Source organism: Methylobacterium sp. PvP105, from assembly GCF_017876975.1.
In the GTDB taxonomy this organism is placed as follows: Bacteria; Pseudomonadota; Alphaproteobacteria; order Rhizobiales; family Beijerinckiaceae; genus Methylobacterium; species Methylobacterium radiotolerans.
In genome coordinates this window covers 4,161,354-4,178,947 of the sequence record NZ_JAGIPA010000001.1, presented here as the reverse complement: position 1 = coordinate 4,178,947, position 17,594 = coordinate 4,161,354, and the positions used below count along the sequence as shown (strand labels likewise).

Here is a 17,594-nt window from a genome sequence, read left to right as displayed (position 1 = left end):
CAAACTTGGCCCGTCGGCATCGGTCAGGGTCGCGGCGGCTCAGCTGCCCACGGAGATTTGCGCAGTTGCTTCCGCGCATTGCTGCACGGGCTGAACAGTCGATTGAGTCGCCGCGCCACGCGACGCATCCTCAGTCGAGGGCGTAACCGAGCAAACCTTCGGACGTGTGTCCCTCGCAGTCCGCTGCCGTCGACACGAAATGATCTTGGCCGCCGGCGATGCAGCGGTAGATCGGGTGGCTGCCCGGCCTGTGCGCCTCGTAGACGTAGCCGGTCTGGCCGAGGGGCGTCTGGCCCTCGCACCGCGGGTCCCGGCTGAGGAAGTGGTTCTGCCCCGCCGCGCAGCTCATCAGCATCGCGGTCCCAGGGGCCGGAAGCGTCAACGCGGTGCCGACGCTGCGCTCGACCGTGTAGCCCGGCCCGATAAAGCCGGTCGTCACCCAGTGGCCGTTGGGCCCGAAGGCGCGCCGCAGGGGAAGGCGGTCGGCGCCGCTGGGCCGCCGCGCCTCGGTGATCCGCCACGTACCGGGGTAGGGGTCGCCGCCCGAGAAGAACACCGTGACGTCCGGCAGGAACGGCGTCAGCGAGCCGGCTCCGTCGCGCTGGAAGCCGGGGCTGTGGTTCAGGTAGAAACCGGTGACGTCGGAGTTCAGGTAGCCCAAGGGCGTCCAAGTGGCCGGCGCGCCGCTCAGCACCGCCTTCAGGGGCATCTTGAACAGACCCATCTGGTAGGTTTCCCGGTCCGGATTGCGCCCCGGGTCCTTGCAGGCCACCTGCTGACACACGCGACCTGGCAGCCCGGTGATGACGTAGACCTCGCCCGCCTTGGGGTCGTAGGCGAAATCCGAGTTCGGGTTGATGGTCGAGCCGTCGGTGGCGACGTTGGGGACCCGCGCCGGCGCCCCGAAATGCACGCCGTCGGCCGTGTGCCGGACGTAGAGGTCCCCGAAGCCCCGCACGCCCTGCGGCCCGGTGAGATCCGTCGTGAAGACGAAGACGCCGGACCGGCCGTCAGAGAAGGTCGCGGGCTGGCCGGTGCCGTAATTGCCCTGCGCGACGACCGGGTTGATCGGCTTGATGACCGGTTCCGGGTAGTCGACCCACGTCACCTTGTCGTTCGAGAAGGCGAGGCCCGTCTGGTTGTTGTGTCCGGGTAGGTTGTCGGCTCCCGAGTAATACATCGCGTAGGCGTAGCTCTGTCCGTCCGCCGGGTTGACGAAGCGGCCACGGATCACGCTGGGATCACAGACGTACTGCCGGTTCCAGGAGCCGGGCGTCGGCTGGAACACGATCCGCGCCGGCGAGAAGCCGGTTTGCGGCGTGTAGGAACGGTGGAAGATGACGTCGGTCTTGCCCTGGCCGCACCACCAGATGTCGGTGGTCCCGTTCTCGGTGATGACGCTCGGCGCGTAGTTGTAGCCGGCCGGATTGGCCTCGTTGACGAACAGCGGCTGCGCCTCCGGCCCCATCCAGCCGGCCTCACCCGCCACCGGCGCGGCGAGCACCGCCAGCAGCACCCCGACGAGAGCGCTCCTCGGCGAAACGAAATCCGGTAACACGCTCACACCCATCCCTCGCTCCGGTCCGCTCCTGCACCCGTGACGCCGCGGCGCTCCGGCGGAGGCTGACGACGCGAATGTGGCCGTCTGATATCCGGCGGCTCGGACCGTCGGATCGTGTCCGGACCTTCCACCGGGGCGGAGAGGCCCTTCAGCCGGGGGCAGGGTCACGCACCGGTCTTGGGTTCGGCAGCGCGGCGGCAGATCGGCCTCAGGGCGCGGTCGAGCAGCGATTGCCGGCCGAGGATCATCTCGAAGAAATCGTACTCACCCGGCCTGAAATTGGCTTTCAGGAACTGGAAGTGCATGTGGAAAGGCTTGAGGCGCAGGCGCTTGTAGTCGTCCTCCGGTATCCTGTCCTTGACTCCTGCGGAGCGGATGAGCGGGTTGCAGGCGAGGAACGCCGGTCGTCCGAATCCGAGATCGAAGATCGGATTGAAACCGTAGCAGTTGAGCCAGTCCTGGGGCGCCTGGTAGTCGCACCAGACGATGCGGTCGCTGAAGACGAGCGTCGCGATGTCTCGGCGCAACGTGCGGGCCTCGTGCTGAAGCGCGACGAAGGGCAACCCCGAGCCCAGCGTGACCAGGGACAGCCGCGGATGCGCTCGATCGTCGGTCCCGAGGCGCGCGAGGACTTGCGCGGCGACCTCGACCGCCATGGCGGCGCCCAGGGAATGGCCCACGATCAGGACCTCGTCGGGCGCGTCCGCGGGGTTCGCACGCCAGTGCGCCATTTCGGCCAGAACACGGTCCCGGAAGACCGCGATCCGGTCCACGTAATCCGGTCGCCGGCCCGTCGCATGCTGCCAGAAGAAGATGCGGATGCTCAGGATATGCCAGAAGAACAGGCGGCCCAGCGCCTTCTTGGCGCCGTACAGGAGCGCGAGCGCGGCGGCGGCGAGAAACAGCGCCACGCAGACCGTGTCCGCCACCGCCGACGGGCTGACGGCGGCGAAGATCGCGGTGCCGAGCGCGATCAGCAGCGCCGGGGCGACGAAGGCGACGAAGAACGGGAAGGCGCTCAGCAGGGTGTAGGGCCATCCGAACCGGGACGTCTTGAAGAACAATCCCTGCGTGAGCCCCGCTACGGCGCTCCGGGCCAGCAGCGCGAGCTTGCGCGACGCGGGGCGCGCGAGATCCGAATGGACGATATCGCTCCAGACCAGGGTCTCGCAGCGGACGGCCGCGCCGTCCCCGTCTGCCGGCGCGCCGACCTCCCAGCTCCGGCTCAGACCATCGGGGTCGGTCCGGATCTCCGAGACGGCGCGCGGCATCGCCCCGAACCGGGCCGTGTGACGGTGGAGTTCCCGCTTGAAGAAGGCGGGGAAGCGGATGCCGCTGCGGGCGTCGAACCCGTGGATGAAAAAGACGTGCCGCCGCGCCACCGGCGCCGGATGAAGGTCTCTCAACTTGAAAGGCGTGAATGATAAGTAGCCGCGGACCATGTGATCGAACAAGAACGAGAGCACGAGGCCGATGCGTGGCGGTCGGCGGCGCCGGCAGGGGCGGCTCCATTGCACGATCGCGGAGGGCTCCACAACAGCGCGCGGGTGAAATCGGTTCCGCCGCCGGCCAGCATTCATGATCCGGCCGGCGTCACGGCCTCTGTCACCCGGCAACACCGCCGGCGTCAAAAAGCGGCGCCGTGCGCGAGAATGACTGGACTTGGGAAAACTGAGCCTCCTACGGTGCGGGACGCGGGGGCGGTGTTCAAGATTCGTATGGGCTTTATCGAGGCCGTGAGGGCGCTCCGCAGCAACGCCCTCCGACGTCACAAGATCGGCCACATCCAGGCCGTCTTCGACGCTGCACCGAGTGGTTGCATCGTGCTCGCGGGCGATTCGCACGCGGCTCACCTGCCGCGACCGGTCGTTTCCCGTCCCGTCCTGAATGTCGGTCTCGCGGGTTCGACGGCGGGTTCCTATCGCCGCGCCCTCGACCTGCTGCGCGCGCCCTTGCCGGCCTTCCTCGCGATCCTGATCGTCGGGACCAACGACATCCGCTCGCCGTCGGCGCTCGCGAGGTCGGCGACCGAGGACTTCTCCAGCCACGCGGATCGCATGGTCGATCGCTTCCAGGCCTGGACCCTCGACACGCTGGTGTCGGCGCTGCCGCCCACGCCGGTCTCGAAGGCCTCCGAGCGCGACCCCGCAGCGGTCGAGGTGTATTCCGATCTCCTCCGCGACGTGTGCGTGCGCCGGGGCGTCTCGTTCTTCGATCCGTTCGCGTCGCTGCGCGGGGCCCGGTTCGGGCTGGCGGAGGATGACGCCTTCATCGACGGGACGCATCTGCGCGATTACGCGGCGGTGGCCGCACGCATCACCGGCCACATCCGCGATCGATATGGGCTGGAGCGCTACCTGGAGACTCCGCTCCCGGGTTTCGATGAGGAGTATTACAGGAGCTGGTACGCCGACACGTGCCAGTACCCCCACGGTCTGGCGCGACACTACCTCGATCTCGGCTGGCGCGAGGGCCGTGATCCGAGCGGGCATTTCAGCACCGACGGGTATCTCGACGCGAATCCGGATGTCCGCGCGGCGGGCGTCAACCCGCTGGTCCACTTCCTGGAGGTCGGCTTCGCGCAGGGGCGGACCGGCTGGCAGAAGTCGCGGGCGCATCCGACGCGCTGTCGCGGCATCGACGCGGGCATCTGACGGCGGCGCTGCCGGCCCCGCGCACGCCATCGTGACCGACGCCGCCGCAAAGCTGGCGCAGGTCCGTGTACGCATGCGACCATGCGCATCCTCCTCGCGGTCCCTCTCATCGTCCTCGTCAGTGCCGGAGCTTCGGCCGGAGAGCCCCTCCTCGACGGTCCCGTCGTCGCCGGCGGATTCGGGATGGGGGGGGCGGACTATTACGGCGATGTCCGCAGCCGGATGCCGTTCACCGGGGAGGCTCCGCCGCGGCCGGTCGGGATGGCCGACATCGTGCGCGTCCGGGCGGCCCGCGGGCGCGCCGCTACCGCTTCCCGGCGGCAGGCCCCGCATCGACCGGCGCATCGCGGCTGAGTTTCTCCGGGCTCCGCCGATCCGGAGCGACGCGGTCCAGGTGTGGGCTCAGTGCCGGTAGCGTTCGGCCAGGGCCATGAGGGCCTGGGCGAGTTCGGTGAGGTTGGCGGACGCGGCCTCGACCTGCCGGGTGCCGGCGGCCGTCTGCTGGCTGGCCTGGCGGATGTTCTGCAACGCCCCCATCACCTGCTCGATGCCCAGCTGCTGCTGGTTGGTCGAGGCCACGATCTGCTGGAACGTCTGCACGTTCTCCTCCACCCGCGCGGTGATCTCCTCGATCGTGCGCTGCGTCGTGTCCGAGCGCGTCTTGCCCGCCGCCGCGCGCTTGACCGCCTCCTCGGTCAGCATCACCGACGTGTTGATGCCCCGCTGGATCTCGCCCAGGATCGCCCGCACCTGACCGGTCGCCGCCTTGGCCTGGTCGGCCAGGAGCTTCATCTCCGCGGCCACCACCGCGAAGCTGCGCCCGCTCTCGCCGGCCGCGGCCGCCTCGATGGCGGCGTTGAGCGCCAGCAGGTGCGTGCGCTCCGAGATGTCGTTGACCGTCTCGATGATGTCGCCGATCGTCTGGGTCTTCTCCGACAGGCTGACGATGTTGCCCGCCACGGCTTCCGCCTGCTCGCGGATCGCGTCCATGGCCTTGGCGGTGTCCGACACCGCGCGCAGGCCCTGGCGCGAGGTCTGCGCGGTCGCCTGGGCGGTGGCGATCACCTCCGTGGCGCGCTTGGAGATCTGCGCGCCCGAGTGGGTGATCTCGTCGACCGTGGCGGCCGTCTCCTGAACCGCGGCGAACTGCTGCTCGACCGAGGCGGCCTGCTCCTGCGCCGAGGCCCGGATCTCCGCCGCCGCCGCGTTCAGGTCCGCCGTCGCCGCGCGGTTCGTCCGTGCCAGGTCCGACAGCCCCGCGACCATCGTGTTCAGCGTCGTGCTCAGACGGCCGACTTCGCCGCCAGCGCGGACATCGAGCTTGCTCGACAGGTCCCCCTCGCCGACCCGTCCCACGAAGCCCATCACCCCCACCAGCGGCCGGACGACGAGGCGGTTGATGGCGACCCCGATGCCCAGGCAGATCAGCAGCGTGATCAGCGTGCCGCCCCAGAGGGCCAGGCCCTCGTTGCGCTCGCCGCGCGCGACGCGCTCGGCCAGCCCGGCCCGCACCGCCCCTTCGAGGCCCTCGATGGCCGCGAGCTTCTCGCGGAAGGTATCGAACAGCCGCTTGCCCTGACCGTCCGCCTCGATGTGGACAGCCTCGTCCCTCTTCGCCGGATCGGCCGCGATCCGGACGGCGACCTCGCCCACCTCGGTCTGCCAACTGCGCGCCGCCGCCACGGCGTCGGCCAGAAGGCGCGTCCGCTCGGGATCCTCGCCGATCAAACTTCTGAGCCTGTCGATCGCCTCGTCGAGCGTCTGGCGACCCAGGCGATACGGCTCCAGGCTGCCGTCGCGGCCGGTGATCAGGTAGCCGCGCAGTCCGGTCTCCTGATTGAGCATGGCCGCGCGGAAGCCGTCGAGGGCGCGGATCAGCTGATTCGACCGGCTCCGGGCATCGGTCGCGTCCCGCAGCTGATCGGCCGTGATCAGGACCGCGCCGCTGGTGAGGACCGACACTAGGGCGATGACACCGATCGCACCGCCCAAGATGCGGTTTAGTCCCAGCGTTCGCGGCATGGTCTGCTTCATCCTGCTCGGCCCTGCGGACGGCTCTGGCTGGGCCGCGACCCGTACACGCTCGCCTCTTAGCGCCGCCGACCGGCCGACGCGAGCCGCATCGTCCGGCTCAGCCCCGATATTTACGAGTTATAAACCTACAAGCGACTTGTACTTGTGCAAGCGAGCGATCGTGTATGCATCTCAACAGCCGTAGCCCCAGTTTTCGATCGTAAAGGCTTTTCAGAAGGCGTTTGCGTCGCGCGAGATGTTGATTTCTTTCCTGATCGATACCGATCGCAAGGCGGATCCACTCGACGCGAACCTTCGCGCGCGCGCCCGCGTCGAGCAGCTGGACGTCGCGCTGCGCTTGGTACCCTTCACGATTCTTGTGAGTCTCAGCGTCGTACAGGTCATCGTCTACCTGTTCTGGAACCCGGCCAATCGCGCCTATCTCGCCGGTCTCGAAACGCTCATCCTGCCGCTGGCGGTGGTCTCGCTCCAGCAGTGCTGGCGCTGGCGCTCCCGTCCCAAGCCGCTCCAGGTGCCGTCGTCGTTCGTGCAGGGCGTCGTGCTGGCCGCGCAGGCCTACGGGTTTCTCCTGGCCTCCATCCCGGTCATGCTCTTCTCCGGCGCCGACGCGCACGGGCGGCTGCTGATCGCCTCCAGCATCGCGGGCCTGATCGCGACCGGCATGAGCGCGGCGGTGCTGCCGCGGGTCGCCATCGGCTATTCCGGCCTGATCATCCTCGGCTCGTTCATCGCCCTCGGGACGACCGGGGAGGCCTTCTACATCTACGTCGCGGTCCTGCTGTTCTTCTACGCGATCTTCATCTGCTTCACGATCCTGCATCTGAGCCGGCTCCTGACGATGCGGGTCATCGCGCAGATCGAGCTGGAACGGCAGCAGGAGTTCACCCACCTCCTGCTCAACGAGTTCGAGGAGAGCGCCAGCGACTGGCTCTGGGAGACCGATGCCGACCTGCGCCTCCAGCACGTCTCGCCGCGCCTGATCGAGGTCGCCGGCTCCTCCGAGCGCCAGCTGATGGGCCTGCCGCTGGAGCGGCTGCTGCTGCCGCCGGTGGCGCCGCCCAGGAGCCACTCGAGCACCACCCTCTGGAGCTGCATCGCCGAGCGGCGGGCCTTCCGGAACCTGCACCTGCAGCTCGATATCGCCGGCGAGCGGCGGACCTGGTGCCTCAGCGGGAAGCCGACCTTCGACCGGGCCGGCGCCTTCTCGGGTTACCGCGGCGTCGGCTCGGACGTGACGGAGAAGCGGCGCTCCGAGGAGCGCCTGTCCTATCTCGCCCTGCACGATTCCCTGACGGATCTGCCCAACCGGGTCCTGTTCCACCAGCTCCAGGAAGCGGCGCGGGAACGGCTCGCGCAGGGCGATCGGTTCGCCGTGCTGGCCCTCGACCTCGACGAGTTCAAGAGCGTCAACGACACGTTCGGCCACGCGGCCGGCGACAAGCTCCTGAAGTCGGTCGCCGAGCGGCTCCGGAGCTTCGAGGCCTCCGATGTCCAGCTCGCCCGCCTCGCGGGCGACGAGTTCGCGGTCCTCGCCACCGGCCGGAGCGCCCGGGACCTGCACGCGATCGAGGCGCTCGCCAACGGCATCGTGGAGGCGCTCGCGTCGCCGTTCACCATCGACGGCATCCGGCTGACCGTCAGCGTCAGCATCGGGATCGCGATCGCTCCGCAGGACGGTTGCCAGGAGATCATGCGGCGCGCCGATCTCGCGCTCTACCGCATGAAGAGCGAGGGCCGGAACGGCTACCGCTTCTACGAGGCCGAGATGGACGAGCGGATCGAGGCCCGCCGCGCCCTGACGGCCGATCTGCGGGGCGCCCTCGATCGGGACGAGTTCGTCCTCTACTTCCAGCCGATCGTGGCGGCCAAGGAGTGCCGCGTGCGCGGCTTCGAGGCGCTGATCCGGTGGAAGCACCCGGTGCGCGGCTTCGTCTCGCCCGGCGAGTTCATCCCCCTCGCCGAGGAGACCGGGGTGATCATACCGCTGGGCGAGTGGATCCTGCGGGAGGCATGCCGGATCGCGGCCGGCTGGCCGGGGGATGTCCGCATCGCCGTCAACCTGTCCCCGCGGCAGTTCCGCCACTCGGACCTGACCCAGCTCGTCCGGTCCGCCCTGCGCACGAGCGGGCTGGCCGCCGCGCGCCTGGAGCTCGAGGTGACCGAGTCGGTGTTCCTGGAGGCCACGCCGGCGATCAACGCCACGCTCTCGAAGCTGCGCGAGATGGGCGTGCGGCTGTCGCTCGACGATTTCGGAACCGGCTATTCGAGCTTGAGCTACCTGCGCCGGATCGCCTTCGACAAGATCAAGATCGACCAGAGCTTCGTCCGGGACCTGCCGCAGGAGCGCGGCGCGGCGGCGATCGTGAGCGCGATCATCGACATGGCGACGAGCCTCGACATGACCATCACCGCCGAGGGCGTGGAGACGGACGCGCAGCGCGCCTGCCTGCTGGAGCAGGGCTGCCACGAATTCCAGGGCTACCTGTTCAGCAAGCCGCTGCCGGCCGAGCAGGCCGCGGCGCTGGCGCGCAGCCGTCAGCTCCTCCCGGCGGCGGTCCGGGCGGCGTGAGTCGGCCTCAGACGCCGAGGGGCGCGACCTCGGTCGGGCCGCCCCCACCCGCGACGGCGTGCGGAGACGTCTTCGGCCAGTACGGCAGGAAGCCCTCGATGATGGTCCGCGGGATATCGAGGGGCCGATAGTGGACGGTGTCCACGAACATCAGCGACTGTTCACCCCGCCCGAGCAGCCCGTTGACCTCGCTGTGGATCTCGTGCGCCAGGGTCACGAATTTCCGGTTGTGGCTCGCGATCGAGATCCGGACCGTGACAGGCTCGAACTCCATCGCCTCTCGGCGAAAATCGTGATGGAAGGACTTTGTCAGGATGTAGAAGTCCGTCGATTTCAGGTCGAAATTCGGCATGCAGATGTTGAAGAACAGCTCGCGCGCCTTGCCGACCCAGCGGACGTAGTTGGCGAAATAGACGTTCCCGACCGAATTGGTGTCGTCGTAGGTCGGGATCAGGCGCAGGACGAACCAGTGGCCGTCGAACCCGTGTGACGCCACGGCATCCGTCTGGTCCACCGCGACGGGTACCGGCGCCGCCCGCGGCGTTCGCTCCGCCGCCGGGATCAGCTCAGCGACCGGCGGCGCCGCGCGCCAGCCGAGGATCTCCGCGATCATCGGGAGGGCGCCGATCAGGCCGATCAGCGGCGCGATGGCGAGCAGCGCCCAACTCGGCGCCAGGTAGCCCGTCGCGAAGATCAGGCACGCCGTCGCTCCGATCATGGACGTGAGGACCGAGTCGTACCGGCGCGTCGCGCCGAGCGTCTCGCATACGAGACACGCCGCCGCCCCGACGAGGAGCGTGGCGAAGGGCATCATCAGGTAGAGGAGCGAGAGGTTCGCCCAGATCGCCGCCGCCGCGGTGGCGAGCGCGGCACCGAGGATCCAGACCGGCGACGCCACGAGTCCCGCCGGCACGAAAGCGAGGAGCGGCGAGTTGCTGCGCGCCGTGATCGATGTCCCGAGCCAGCGCGTGGCGGTGTAGAAACTGTCGATCGTGGTCGCGGCGGCGATCGCCGTCCAGATGACGAAGGCCGCAACAGCGCCGGCCGCGGGGTCGCGACCGATCGCCTGCGCCACGGCCGCGTAGGCTCCCGGAACACCGTCCGACGAGATGATCGGCGTGCCGAGTCCCGCCCGCGCGGCGAGCAGCGCGTTGATCGTCAGGAGGCCGAGGAACAGGAGCGCGCCGGTGACGTAGGCCGCGCGCACCGATCCGCCCGACCGCCGGATCTCCACGGCGCGCTGCCACTGCTGGATGTCCATCCAGGGCCCGAGCAGGAAGCCGACGAGCGAGGGGATGACGAGCCCGTAGAAGCGCTCGTCGAAGGCCTGGAGCGGGACCTCCCAGCCGCTCCCGTCCCCGGGCAGCCCTCCGAGCAGGACCGCGCCCGCCGCGAGCCCCACAACCAGCGCCCCGCCGTGGATGACCCGGATGCCGCGCAGCGGGACCGCGTGGCCGATCGAGCAGGCGACGAGGACCAGCGCGACCACGCCGACGGCGGCCTCGTGGCCGAACAGCGGGATCCACGCGTAGGCGGCGAATCCGAAGATCGTGATCGCGACGGCGAAGAACTGTGCCCCCATGAACAGCAGGGCGTACGGCCCCTGAACGGCGGCCACGATCGTGTCGAGGTTCCGGCGGGGCGCGCCGAGGACCCAGCCGAACAGGCCGAGCCCCGTCGCGTTCGGCAGCGCGAAGGCAAGAAACCCGAGCCAGCCGTAGGTGAGCGTCACATGGATCGCGTAGAAGAACCCGAGCCCCCAGAACCACGACAAAGCAATCGTGGGCGCCCAGGCCGCGGAGCGGATGAACTGGGAAGGCATTGTGGCTGCAAGCGCTCCGAACCTAGAGCAGCAATAGCGTATCAGATTCGTTTCGGGAATATGGCGGCCAAAAAAGAAGGCGGATATAAGATATCCATTAACGGAAAAACATCGGGCTTCTGGCCTGCGGTGGGCGCTCCGAGGAGCCCGTATTCCCGCGGCTCTCGGCCTGTGTCGTAGGGTCCGGTGCTCCGCCTAGTCGGCGGTCTTCTGACTGTCGCGGACCAGATCGACGAAGTTGCCGACCAGAGCGGCTTTCGCAGGGGTCCACAGCGCGAAGACGTCGGCGCGGATGCGGGGCCCGTCCAGCGGCCTGTAGACCACGCCGGCGTGCGCCAGCCGGGCGACGTATTCCGGGATGATGGCGATGCCCAGGCCGGACGCGACGAGGCTCGTCAGCGAGGCGGCCTCGACGGCCTGATGGGTGATGGTGGGGACGAACCCGGCCTCGACGCAGCAATCCCAGAGGTATTTGGCGAACAGCGAGTCGGACATGCGCAGGAACACGAACCGCTCGTCGCGCAGGTCAGCGAGCCGCAGCCTGCCCCGCGCGAGGCGGTGCCCGTTCGGCAGGACGGCCTTCACGGTCTCGCTCCACGCGCGGACTCGGACCAGATCGGCATCCTGCGGTGGGGCCCGCAGGAAGCTCACGTCGGTCTGGCCGGCCTTCAGCATCGCGATCTGACGGTCCGGCGACATCTCGTGGATCCGCAGATCCACGGCCGGGTAGGCCTGCGCGAAGCTGCGGATCGCGTGACCGAGCGGCCCGGCCAGCATCGAGCCCGTCAACCCGACATTGATGATGCCGGCGGTGCCCGCGCCGATGGCCCGAGCCCGCTCGACGGCCTCGGCGGCCCGCTCCAACAGGTTGATGGCCTGCATGTGAAAGTCCTGACCGGCCCGTGTCAGCGCCACGCGCCGGGTCGTCCGCTCGAAGAGGGCCGTCCCGATCTCGTCCTCCAGATCGCGGATCTGCTGGCTGAGCGGCGGCTGCGCGACGCCGAGGCTCTCCGCCGCGGCGGTGAAGCTCAGGTGCTTGGCGACGGCGACGAAGTAGCGGAGATGGCGCAGTTCCATCGCGTCATTAGAACTCTCAAAGTTTCAATCTAAACGAAATAGATATTTGACGTCTAGATCGTCCGGCACGATTTTGCCGCCGGGAAGGCCGGCCCGGCACTGCGCCGCCTCAGGCCGCCGCGCGCCGCGATCGCGTCGATCGAACCCGCCCACGAGAGGCGGGGCGTTCGCGGCCGGGTCCGGGCTAGCCGTTCCAGGGAGGTTGCGTTGAAGCGCTTGTTCGGGTCGCTGTTCGGGCAGGTTGTCGCCGCCCTGATGATCGGCATCCTCGTCGGCCGGCTCTGGCCCGACTTTGCCGTCACCCTGAAGCCGCTGGGCGACGTCTTCATCAAGCTCATCAAGATGGTTGTCGCGCCGCTGGTCTTCGGCGTCGTCGTGCACGGCATCGTCGGTGCGGGCGACCTTCGGAAAGTCGGCCGCGTCGGCCTCAAATCCCTGATCTATTTCGAGGTGGTGACGACCATCGCGCTCACGCTGGGCCTCGTCCTCGCCTACGTCGTCGCGCCCGGTCACGGGATGAACGTCGATCTGGCGACGCTGGATGCCAAGTCGCTCGCCAGCTACACCGACCGGGTCGGTCAGGTGACGGGCACCGTCGACTTCCTGATGAAGCTGGTGCCGACGACCTTCGTCGACGCCTTCGCCAAGGGCGACATCCTCCAGGTCCTCCTCCTCGCGCTCCTGTTCGGCTCCGGCCTCTCGCTCCTCGGCGAGCGCGGCAAGCCCCTGGCCGACAGCCTGGAGCGCATCACCGAGGTCCTGTTCCGGATCATCGGCTTCATCGTGCGGCTGGCGCCGCTCGGCGTGCTCGGCGCGGTCGCCTTCACGGTCGGCAAATACGGCGTCGGCTCCCTCAAGCAGCTCAGCATGCTGGTGGTGCTGTTCTACGCGGGGGTGGCGCTCTTCGTGGTCCTGGTGCTCGGCAGCATCATGCGGCTCGCCGGCTTCAGCCTGTTCAAGCTGCTCGTCTACCTGCGCGAGGAACTGACCGTCGTGGCCGGAACCGCCTCCTCCGACTGCGTGCTCCCGCAGGTCATGCGCAAGATGGAGCGGCTCGGCATCAAGGAATCGACCGTCGGCCTCGTGATCCCGACCGGCTACTCTTTCAACCTCGATGCCTTCTCCCTTTACCTGACCCTCGCCACGGTGTTCATCGCCCAGGCGACCAACACCGACCTGTCGTTCGGCCACCTGATGCTGATCCTCGGCATCGCGCTCCTGACCTCGAAGGGCGCCCACGGCGTGCCAGGCTCGGCGATCGTCGTCCTCGCCGCGACGCTCTCGGCGGTTCCCGAGATCCCGGTGATCGGGCTGGTCCTCGTCCTGTCGGTCGACTGGTTCGTCGGCATCGCCCGCGCGCTCGGGAACCTGATCGGCAATTGCGTGGCGACCGTCGTCATCGCCGCCTGGGAAGGCGACATCGACCGGGCGCAGGCCAACCGCGTCCTGAACGGCGAGGACACCACCGACACGGCGGAGATCCTCGACGCACCGGTCGCGGAGCCGCACACCGCGTGACCGATCCCCGGCCCGACGTTTACAGCTTGAAGTCGAATCGCGGAGACCGACCATGAGCGCTGGAGCCTACAATCCCCCCTGCGGAGGCCTGCCCGGCCAGACGCGGCTGATGACGGGCCGGGCGGTGTTCACCGAGGCCTACGCGGTGATCCCCCACGGCGTGATGAGCGACATCGTCACCAGCCGCCTGCCGGGCTGGGACGATGCCCAGGCCTGGATCTTGGCCCGGCCGCTCTCGGGCTTCGCCGAGACCTTCGCCCAGTACCTCATGGAGGTCGCCCCCGGCGGCGGCAGCCAGGCCCCCGAGCCGGAGCCGCAGGCGCAGGGCGTCCTGTTCGTGGTCGCCGGCACGGCCAACCTCACACTGGACGGTGCGCGCCACCCCCTGCGGCCGGGCAGCTACGCCTACCTCGCCCCCGGCGCCGCCTGGGCCCTGCGCAACGACGGCCACGAACCCGTGCGCTTCCACTGGGTCCGCAAGGCCTACCAGCCCGCCGCCGGCCTGGACGCGCCGAGCTCCTTCGTCACGCACGAGTCGGCGGTCGAGCCGGCCGGCATGGTCGGCACCGACGGTGCCTGGGCGACCACGCGCTTCGTCGCCTCCGACGACCTGCGCCACGACATGCACGTCAACATCGTCAGCCTGCGCCCGGGCGCCTCGATCCCGTTCGAGGAGACCCACGTCATGGAGCACGGGCTGTTCGTGCTGGAGGGCAAGGCGGTCTACCGGCTGAACCGCGACTGGGTCGAGGTCGAGGCGGGCGACTTCATGTGGCTGCGCGCCTTCTGCCCGCAGGCCTGCTACGCGGGTGGCCCGGGCCCGTTCCGGTACCTGCTGTACAAGGACGTCAACCGGCACCCGGCGCTGGCGCCGCGCGGGCTCGGCCGGTGAGCGCGGACCCCCGCACGCTCGTCGCCCGGCCGCTCACGGCCGAGGCGTTCGCGCCATTCGGCACGGTGATCGACGCGGCCGCGGTGGCGCCGCGGCCGATGAACGGCGGGATGGCGCGCCGCTTCCACGACATGGCGGCGGTCGAGGTCGTCGGCGAGGGCTCGCGCGTGGTGATCGGGCTCGTGGAGGCGCAGCCCTACCCGATGCCGCTGCGGCTCGACCTCGTTGAACGGCATCCGCTGGGCGCGCAGGCATTCCTGCCACTGAGCGCGGCGCCGTTCCTGGTGGTGGTCTGCCCGGACGCGAGCGGGCGTCCCGGGCCGCCGCGCGCCTTCGTGACGGCGCCGGGGCAGGGGATCTGCTACGCGCGCAACACGTGGCACGGCGTGCTGACGCCCTACGGCCAGCCGCAGGACTTCGTCGTGGTCGACCGCGGCGGCCCGGGCGCGAACCTCGAGGAACACACCTTCGCCGAGCCCTGGACGGTGCATCTGCCCGGCCAGGACTGAAGGCCGGCGCGGATCGCGCCATCCGCGCCGTCGCCGCGCGACCTCGGTCACGCGCGTGCGGGACCGCCACGCGCGGTGCAGAGCGTGTCAGGGGGCACCCGGATGCAATCATTCCCGGGGGCGAGGCTGCGAAAGTCCGTTGACTGGCACCGGTCAGCGGCTATCGAGGCCGCAACCAGAGAGTCCGCACCAACGCGGACCCGAGGAAACGCCGGGCCGGCAGGCCCGCACCGGAAAGGCCGCCATGTCACTGGACCGCACGCCCCTGTCCCGCCGCCGATTCCTGGTGACCGGCTCGACGGCCCTCGTCGCCGGCACGCTGGCGGCCCCGCACGTGGCGCGGGCGCAGAAGGCAGAGTTCACCTACAAATACGCCAACAACCTGCCCGACACGCACCCGATGAACATCCGCGCCCGCGAGATGGCGGAGGCGCTCCGCACTGAGACCGGCGGCCGGTTCGACCTCAAGATCTTCCCGACGAGTCAGCTCGGCTCCGACACCGACACGCTGAGCCAGCTGCGCTCGGGCAGCGTCGAATTCTTCACGATGTCGCCCCTGATCCTCTCGACCCTGGTGCCCAACGCGTCGATCAACGGCATCGGCTACGCCTTCCCGAGCTACGACGCCGTCTGGCCGGCCATGGACGGCGAGCTCGGCGCCTGGGTCCGCCAGCAGATCGCCAAGGCCGGCCTCGTCGCCATGGAGAAGATCTGGGACAACGGCTACCGGCAGACCACCTCGTCCACCCGGCCGATCGCCACGCCCGACGACTTCAAGGGCTTCCGGATCCGCGTCCCGGTCTCGCCGCTCTGGACCTCGATGTTCAAGGCCTTCGACGCGGCACCCGCCTCGATCAACCTGAACGAGACCTACTCGGCCCTGCAGACCAAGATCGTCGAAGGCCAGGAGAACCCGCTCGCGGTCATCTCCACGACGAAGTTCTACGAGGTGCAGAAGTACTGCTCGCTCACGAACCACATGTGGGATGGGTACTGGTTCCTGGCGAACCGCCGCGCCTGGGAGCGCCTCCCGCCGGACCTGCGCGAGACGGTCGCCCGCCACATCAACGCCGCCGGGATGAAGGAGCGGGCCGATGTCGCCCAGCTCAACGCCAACCTGCAGGCGGAACTCTCGAAGAACGGCATGGTCTTCAACAAGCCCGACCCTGAGCCCTTCCGCGACAAGCTGCGGAAGGCCGGGTTCTACGCCGAGTGGAAGGGCCGGTACGGCGAGGAGGGCTGGTCGCTGCTCGAGAAGGCCTGCGGGAAGCTCACCTGATGGTCGCCGCGGGGGCGCCGCGCGGCGGGGTCGCGCCGTGCTCCCGGCGGGTGATGAATCTCGCCCATTTCCTGCGGAGGGCCGCGCGCCGGTTTCCGGACGCGATAGGGCTCGCCTGGGGTGCGCGGCACTGGACCTGGGCCGAGCTCGACGCCCGTGTCGACGCGATGGCGGCGGCGCTCGCCGCCCGCGGCGTGACCAAGGGTGACCGCGTGCTGGTCCAGGCGCGCAACAGCAACCAGCTCTTCGAGTCGATGTTCGTCTGCTTCCGGCTGGGGGCGGTCTGGGTGCCGGCCAATTTCCGGCAGACACCCGCGGAGATCGCCTATCTGGCGCGCGCCAGCGGCGCCTCCACGCTGATCTGCGGCGCGGGGTTTCCGGACCACGCCGCCGCCGTGCGCGAGGCCTGCCCCGACCTGGACCGCGTCGTCGAGATCGGGGGCGCAACCTTCGGAGCCGATTACGACACGCTCGTCGCCGACCATCGGGGCGCGGCCGCCCCCGTCGCCGATGTCGAGCACGACGATCCGTGCTGGTTCTTCTTCACCTCGGGGACGACGGGCCGCCCGAAGGCGGCGGTCCTGACACACGGCCAGATGGCCTTCGTCATCACCAACCACCTCTGCGACCTGATGCCGGGCACGACGGAGGCCGACGCGTCCCTGGTCGTCGCGCCGCTGTCGCATGGGGCCGGCATCCACCAGCTCGCGCAGGTCGCGGCCGGCACCAAGACAGTGCTGACCGCCGGCGAGCGGCTGGACCCCGCGGAGGTCTGGGCGCTCGTCGAGGCGTGGCGCGTCACGAACCTCTTCACCGTGCCGACCATCGTGAAGCTTCTGACCGAGCATCCGGCCGTGGCGGCGCACGATCATTCGAGCCTGCGCCACGTCATCTACGCGGGCGCGCCGATGTACCGGGCGGACCAGCAGCACGCGCTGCGGGTGCTCGGCCCGGTGCTGGTGCAGTACTTTGGCCTGGGCGAGGTGACCGGCAACATCACGGTGCTGCCGCCTCGCCTGCACGCGGCCGAGGACGGGCCGGACGTGAAAGTCGGCACCTGCGGGTTCGAGCGCACCGGCATGCAGGTCCAGATCCAGGACACGGAGGGCCGCGAATGTTCGCCCGGCGCCACCGGGGAGATCTGCGTCTGCGGCCCAGCCGTGTTCGCGGGCTACTACGACAATCCGGAGGCCAACGCGGCGGCCTTCCGCGACGGTTGGTTCCGGACCGGCGATCTCGGCCACCTGGACGCGGAAGGCTTCCTGTTCATCACCGGCCGCGCCTCGGACATGTACATCTCCGGCGGCTCGAACGTGTATCCGCGCGAGATCGAGGAGAAGCTCCTGACCCATCCGGCAATCACCGAGGCCGCGATCCTCGGCGTGCCGGATCCCGCCTGGGGCGAGGTCGGCGTCGCGGTCTGCGTCGCGCGTCCCGGAACCGCGGTGGAGGAGGGCGAGCTGATCGCGTGGCTGTCGGCCGACGTCGCCCGCTACAAGCTGCCGCGGCGCGTGTACTTCTGGGACTCCCTGCCGAAGTCCGGCTACGGCAAGGTGACGAAGCGCGCGATCCGCGAGGGACTGGAAGAGCGGGGCGACCTGCCTCTCGACGGGCGGACGGTCCGACAGAGCCGATGAGGCACTCGGCGATCCCGCCCGGTCGATGCGGCGCCCTCTGTC

General features: G+C 69.4%; 12 protein-coding genes. 7 read left to right on the top strand and 5 right to left on the bottom strand.

Going from position 1 to position 17,594, the window contains the following annotated elements:
- Nucleotides 1–130: 130 nt before the first annotated feature.
- Nucleotides 131–1,570, bottom strand: a complete 1,440-nt coding sequence (locus tag J3A75_RS20575) for a hypothetical protein (RefSeq protein ID WP_209650710.1) — start codon at nucleotides 1,568–1,570, stop codon at nucleotides 131–133.
- Nucleotides 1,571–1,725: 155 nt separating this feature from the next.
- On the bottom strand, nucleotides 1,726–3,405 hold the full coding sequence (locus J3A75_RS20570) for a lipase family protein (RefSeq protein ID WP_245295790.1): 1,680 nt from the start codon (nucleotides 3,403–3,405) through the stop codon (nucleotides 1,726–1,728).
- Here J3A75_RS20570 and J3A75_RS20565 point away from each other — a divergent pair.
- Nucleotides 3,385–4,215, top strand: coding sequence for an SGNH/GDSL hydrolase family protein (locus J3A75_RS20565; protein WP_234740640.1), 831 nt, complete (start codon nucleotides 3,385–3,387; stop codon nucleotides 4,213–4,215). The genes J3A75_RS20570 and J3A75_RS20565 overlap by 21 nt on opposite strands.
- Nucleotides 4,216–4,617: 402 nt before the next feature.
- On the opposite strand, the gene J3A75_RS20560 is transcribed toward J3A75_RS20565, so the two are convergent.
- Nucleotides 4,618–6,237 (bottom strand): methyl-accepting chemotaxis protein, encoded by a 1,620-nt coding sequence (locus J3A75_RS20560; RefSeq protein WP_071000697.1) that lies wholly within the window; start codon nucleotides 6,235–6,237, stop codon nucleotides 4,618–4,620.
- Nucleotides 6,238–6,484: 247 nt separating this feature from the next.
- On the opposite strand from J3A75_RS20560, the gene J3A75_RS20555 reads away from it, so the two are divergent.
- Nucleotides 6,485–8,818 carry a putative bifunctional diguanylate cyclase/phosphodiesterase gene (locus J3A75_RS20555; protein ID WP_070999815.1) on the top strand — a complete coding sequence of 778 codons (2,334 nt, stop codon included), beginning with the start codon at nucleotides 6,485–6,487 and terminating at the stop codon, nucleotides 8,816–8,818.
- Between the two features lie 7 nt (nucleotides 8,819–8,825).
- Here the strand turns inward: J3A75_RS20555 and J3A75_RS20550 are convergent, their stop codons facing one another.
- Complete coding sequence (locus J3A75_RS20550) at nucleotides 8,826–10,640, bottom strand: acyl-CoA thioesterase (RefSeq protein WP_070999814.1); 1,815 nt, start codon at nucleotides 10,638–10,640, stop codon at nucleotides 8,826–8,828.
- A 195-nt stretch (nucleotides 10,641–10,835) separates the two neighbouring features.
- Nucleotides 10,836–11,717, bottom strand: a complete 882-nt coding sequence (locus J3A75_RS20545; protein WP_012319964.1) for a LysR family transcriptional regulator — start codon at nucleotides 11,715–11,717, stop codon at nucleotides 10,836–10,838.
- Between the two features lie 207 nt (nucleotides 11,718–11,924).
- Between J3A75_RS20545 and J3A75_RS20540 the strand changes: the two genes are divergently transcribed.
- The 5 genes from J3A75_RS20540 to J3A75_RS20520 all read left to right on the top strand — a co-directional run bounded on the left by J3A75_RS20540 (nucleotide 11,925) and on the right by J3A75_RS20520 (nucleotide 17,552).
- Nucleotides 11,925–13,235, top strand: a complete 1,311-nt coding sequence (locus J3A75_RS20540) for a dicarboxylate/amino acid:cation symporter (RefSeq protein ID WP_053622422.1) — start codon at nucleotides 11,925–11,927, stop codon at nucleotides 13,233–13,235.
- Nucleotides 13,236–13,287: 52 nt separating this feature from the next.
- Complete coding sequence (locus J3A75_RS20535; protein ID WP_070999813.1) at nucleotides 13,288–14,127, top strand: bifunctional allantoicase/(S)-ureidoglycine aminohydrolase; 840 nt, start codon at nucleotides 13,288–13,290, stop codon at nucleotides 14,125–14,127.
- On the top strand, nucleotides 14,124–14,636 hold the full coding sequence (locus J3A75_RS20530; protein WP_070999812.1) for an ureidoglycolate lyase: 513 nt from the start codon (nucleotides 14,124–14,126) through the stop codon (nucleotides 14,634–14,636). Before J3A75_RS20535 ends, J3A75_RS20530 begins: the two co-directional genes overlap by 4 nt.
- Nucleotides 14,637–14,880: 244 nt before the next feature.
- Complete coding sequence (locus tag J3A75_RS20525) at nucleotides 14,881–15,915, top strand: TRAP transporter substrate-binding protein (protein WP_012319960.1); 1,035 nt, start codon at nucleotides 14,881–14,883, stop codon at nucleotides 15,913–15,915.
- The gene (locus J3A75_RS20520) at nucleotides 15,915–17,552 is read left to right on the top strand and encodes an acyl-CoA synthetase (protein WP_070999811.1); all 1,638 of its coding nucleotides are present in this window, start codon (nucleotides 15,915–15,917) and stop codon (nucleotides 17,550–17,552) included. Before J3A75_RS20525 ends, J3A75_RS20520 begins: the two co-directional genes overlap by 1 nt.
- Nucleotides 17,553–17,594 lie beyond the last annotated feature (42 nt).

Coding starts and splice junctions, on each gene's coding strand:
- J3A75_RS20550 (WP_070999814.1), bottom strand. CDS start 10,640: ATGCCTTCCCAGTTCATCCGCTCCGCGGCCTGGGCGCCCACGATTGCT.
- J3A75_RS20525 (WP_012319960.1), top strand. CDS start 14,881: ATGTCACTGGACCGCACGCCCCTGTCCCGCCGCCGATTCCTGGTGACC.
- J3A75_RS20520 (WP_070999811.1), top strand. CDS start 15,915: ATGGTCGCCGCGGGGGCGCCGCGCGGCGGGGTCGCGCCGTGCTCCCGG.
- J3A75_RS20555 (WP_070999815.1), top strand. CDS start 6,485: ATGTTGATTTCTTTCCTGATCGATACCGATCGCAAGGCGGATCCACTC.
- J3A75_RS20575 (WP_209650710.1), bottom strand. CDS start 1,570: ATGGGTGTGAGCGTGTTACCGGATTTCGTTTCGCCGAGGAGCGCTCTC.
- J3A75_RS20560 (WP_071000697.1), bottom strand. CDS start 6,237: ATGCCGCGAACGCTGGGACTAAACCGCATCTTGGGCGGTGCGATCGGT.
- J3A75_RS20545 (WP_012319964.1), bottom strand. CDS start 11,717: ATGGAACTGCGCCATCTCCGCTACTTCGTCGCCGTCGCCAAGCACCTG.
- J3A75_RS20535 (WP_070999813.1), top strand. CDS start 13,288: ATGAGCGCTGGAGCCTACAATCCCCCCTGCGGAGGCCTGCCCGGCCAG.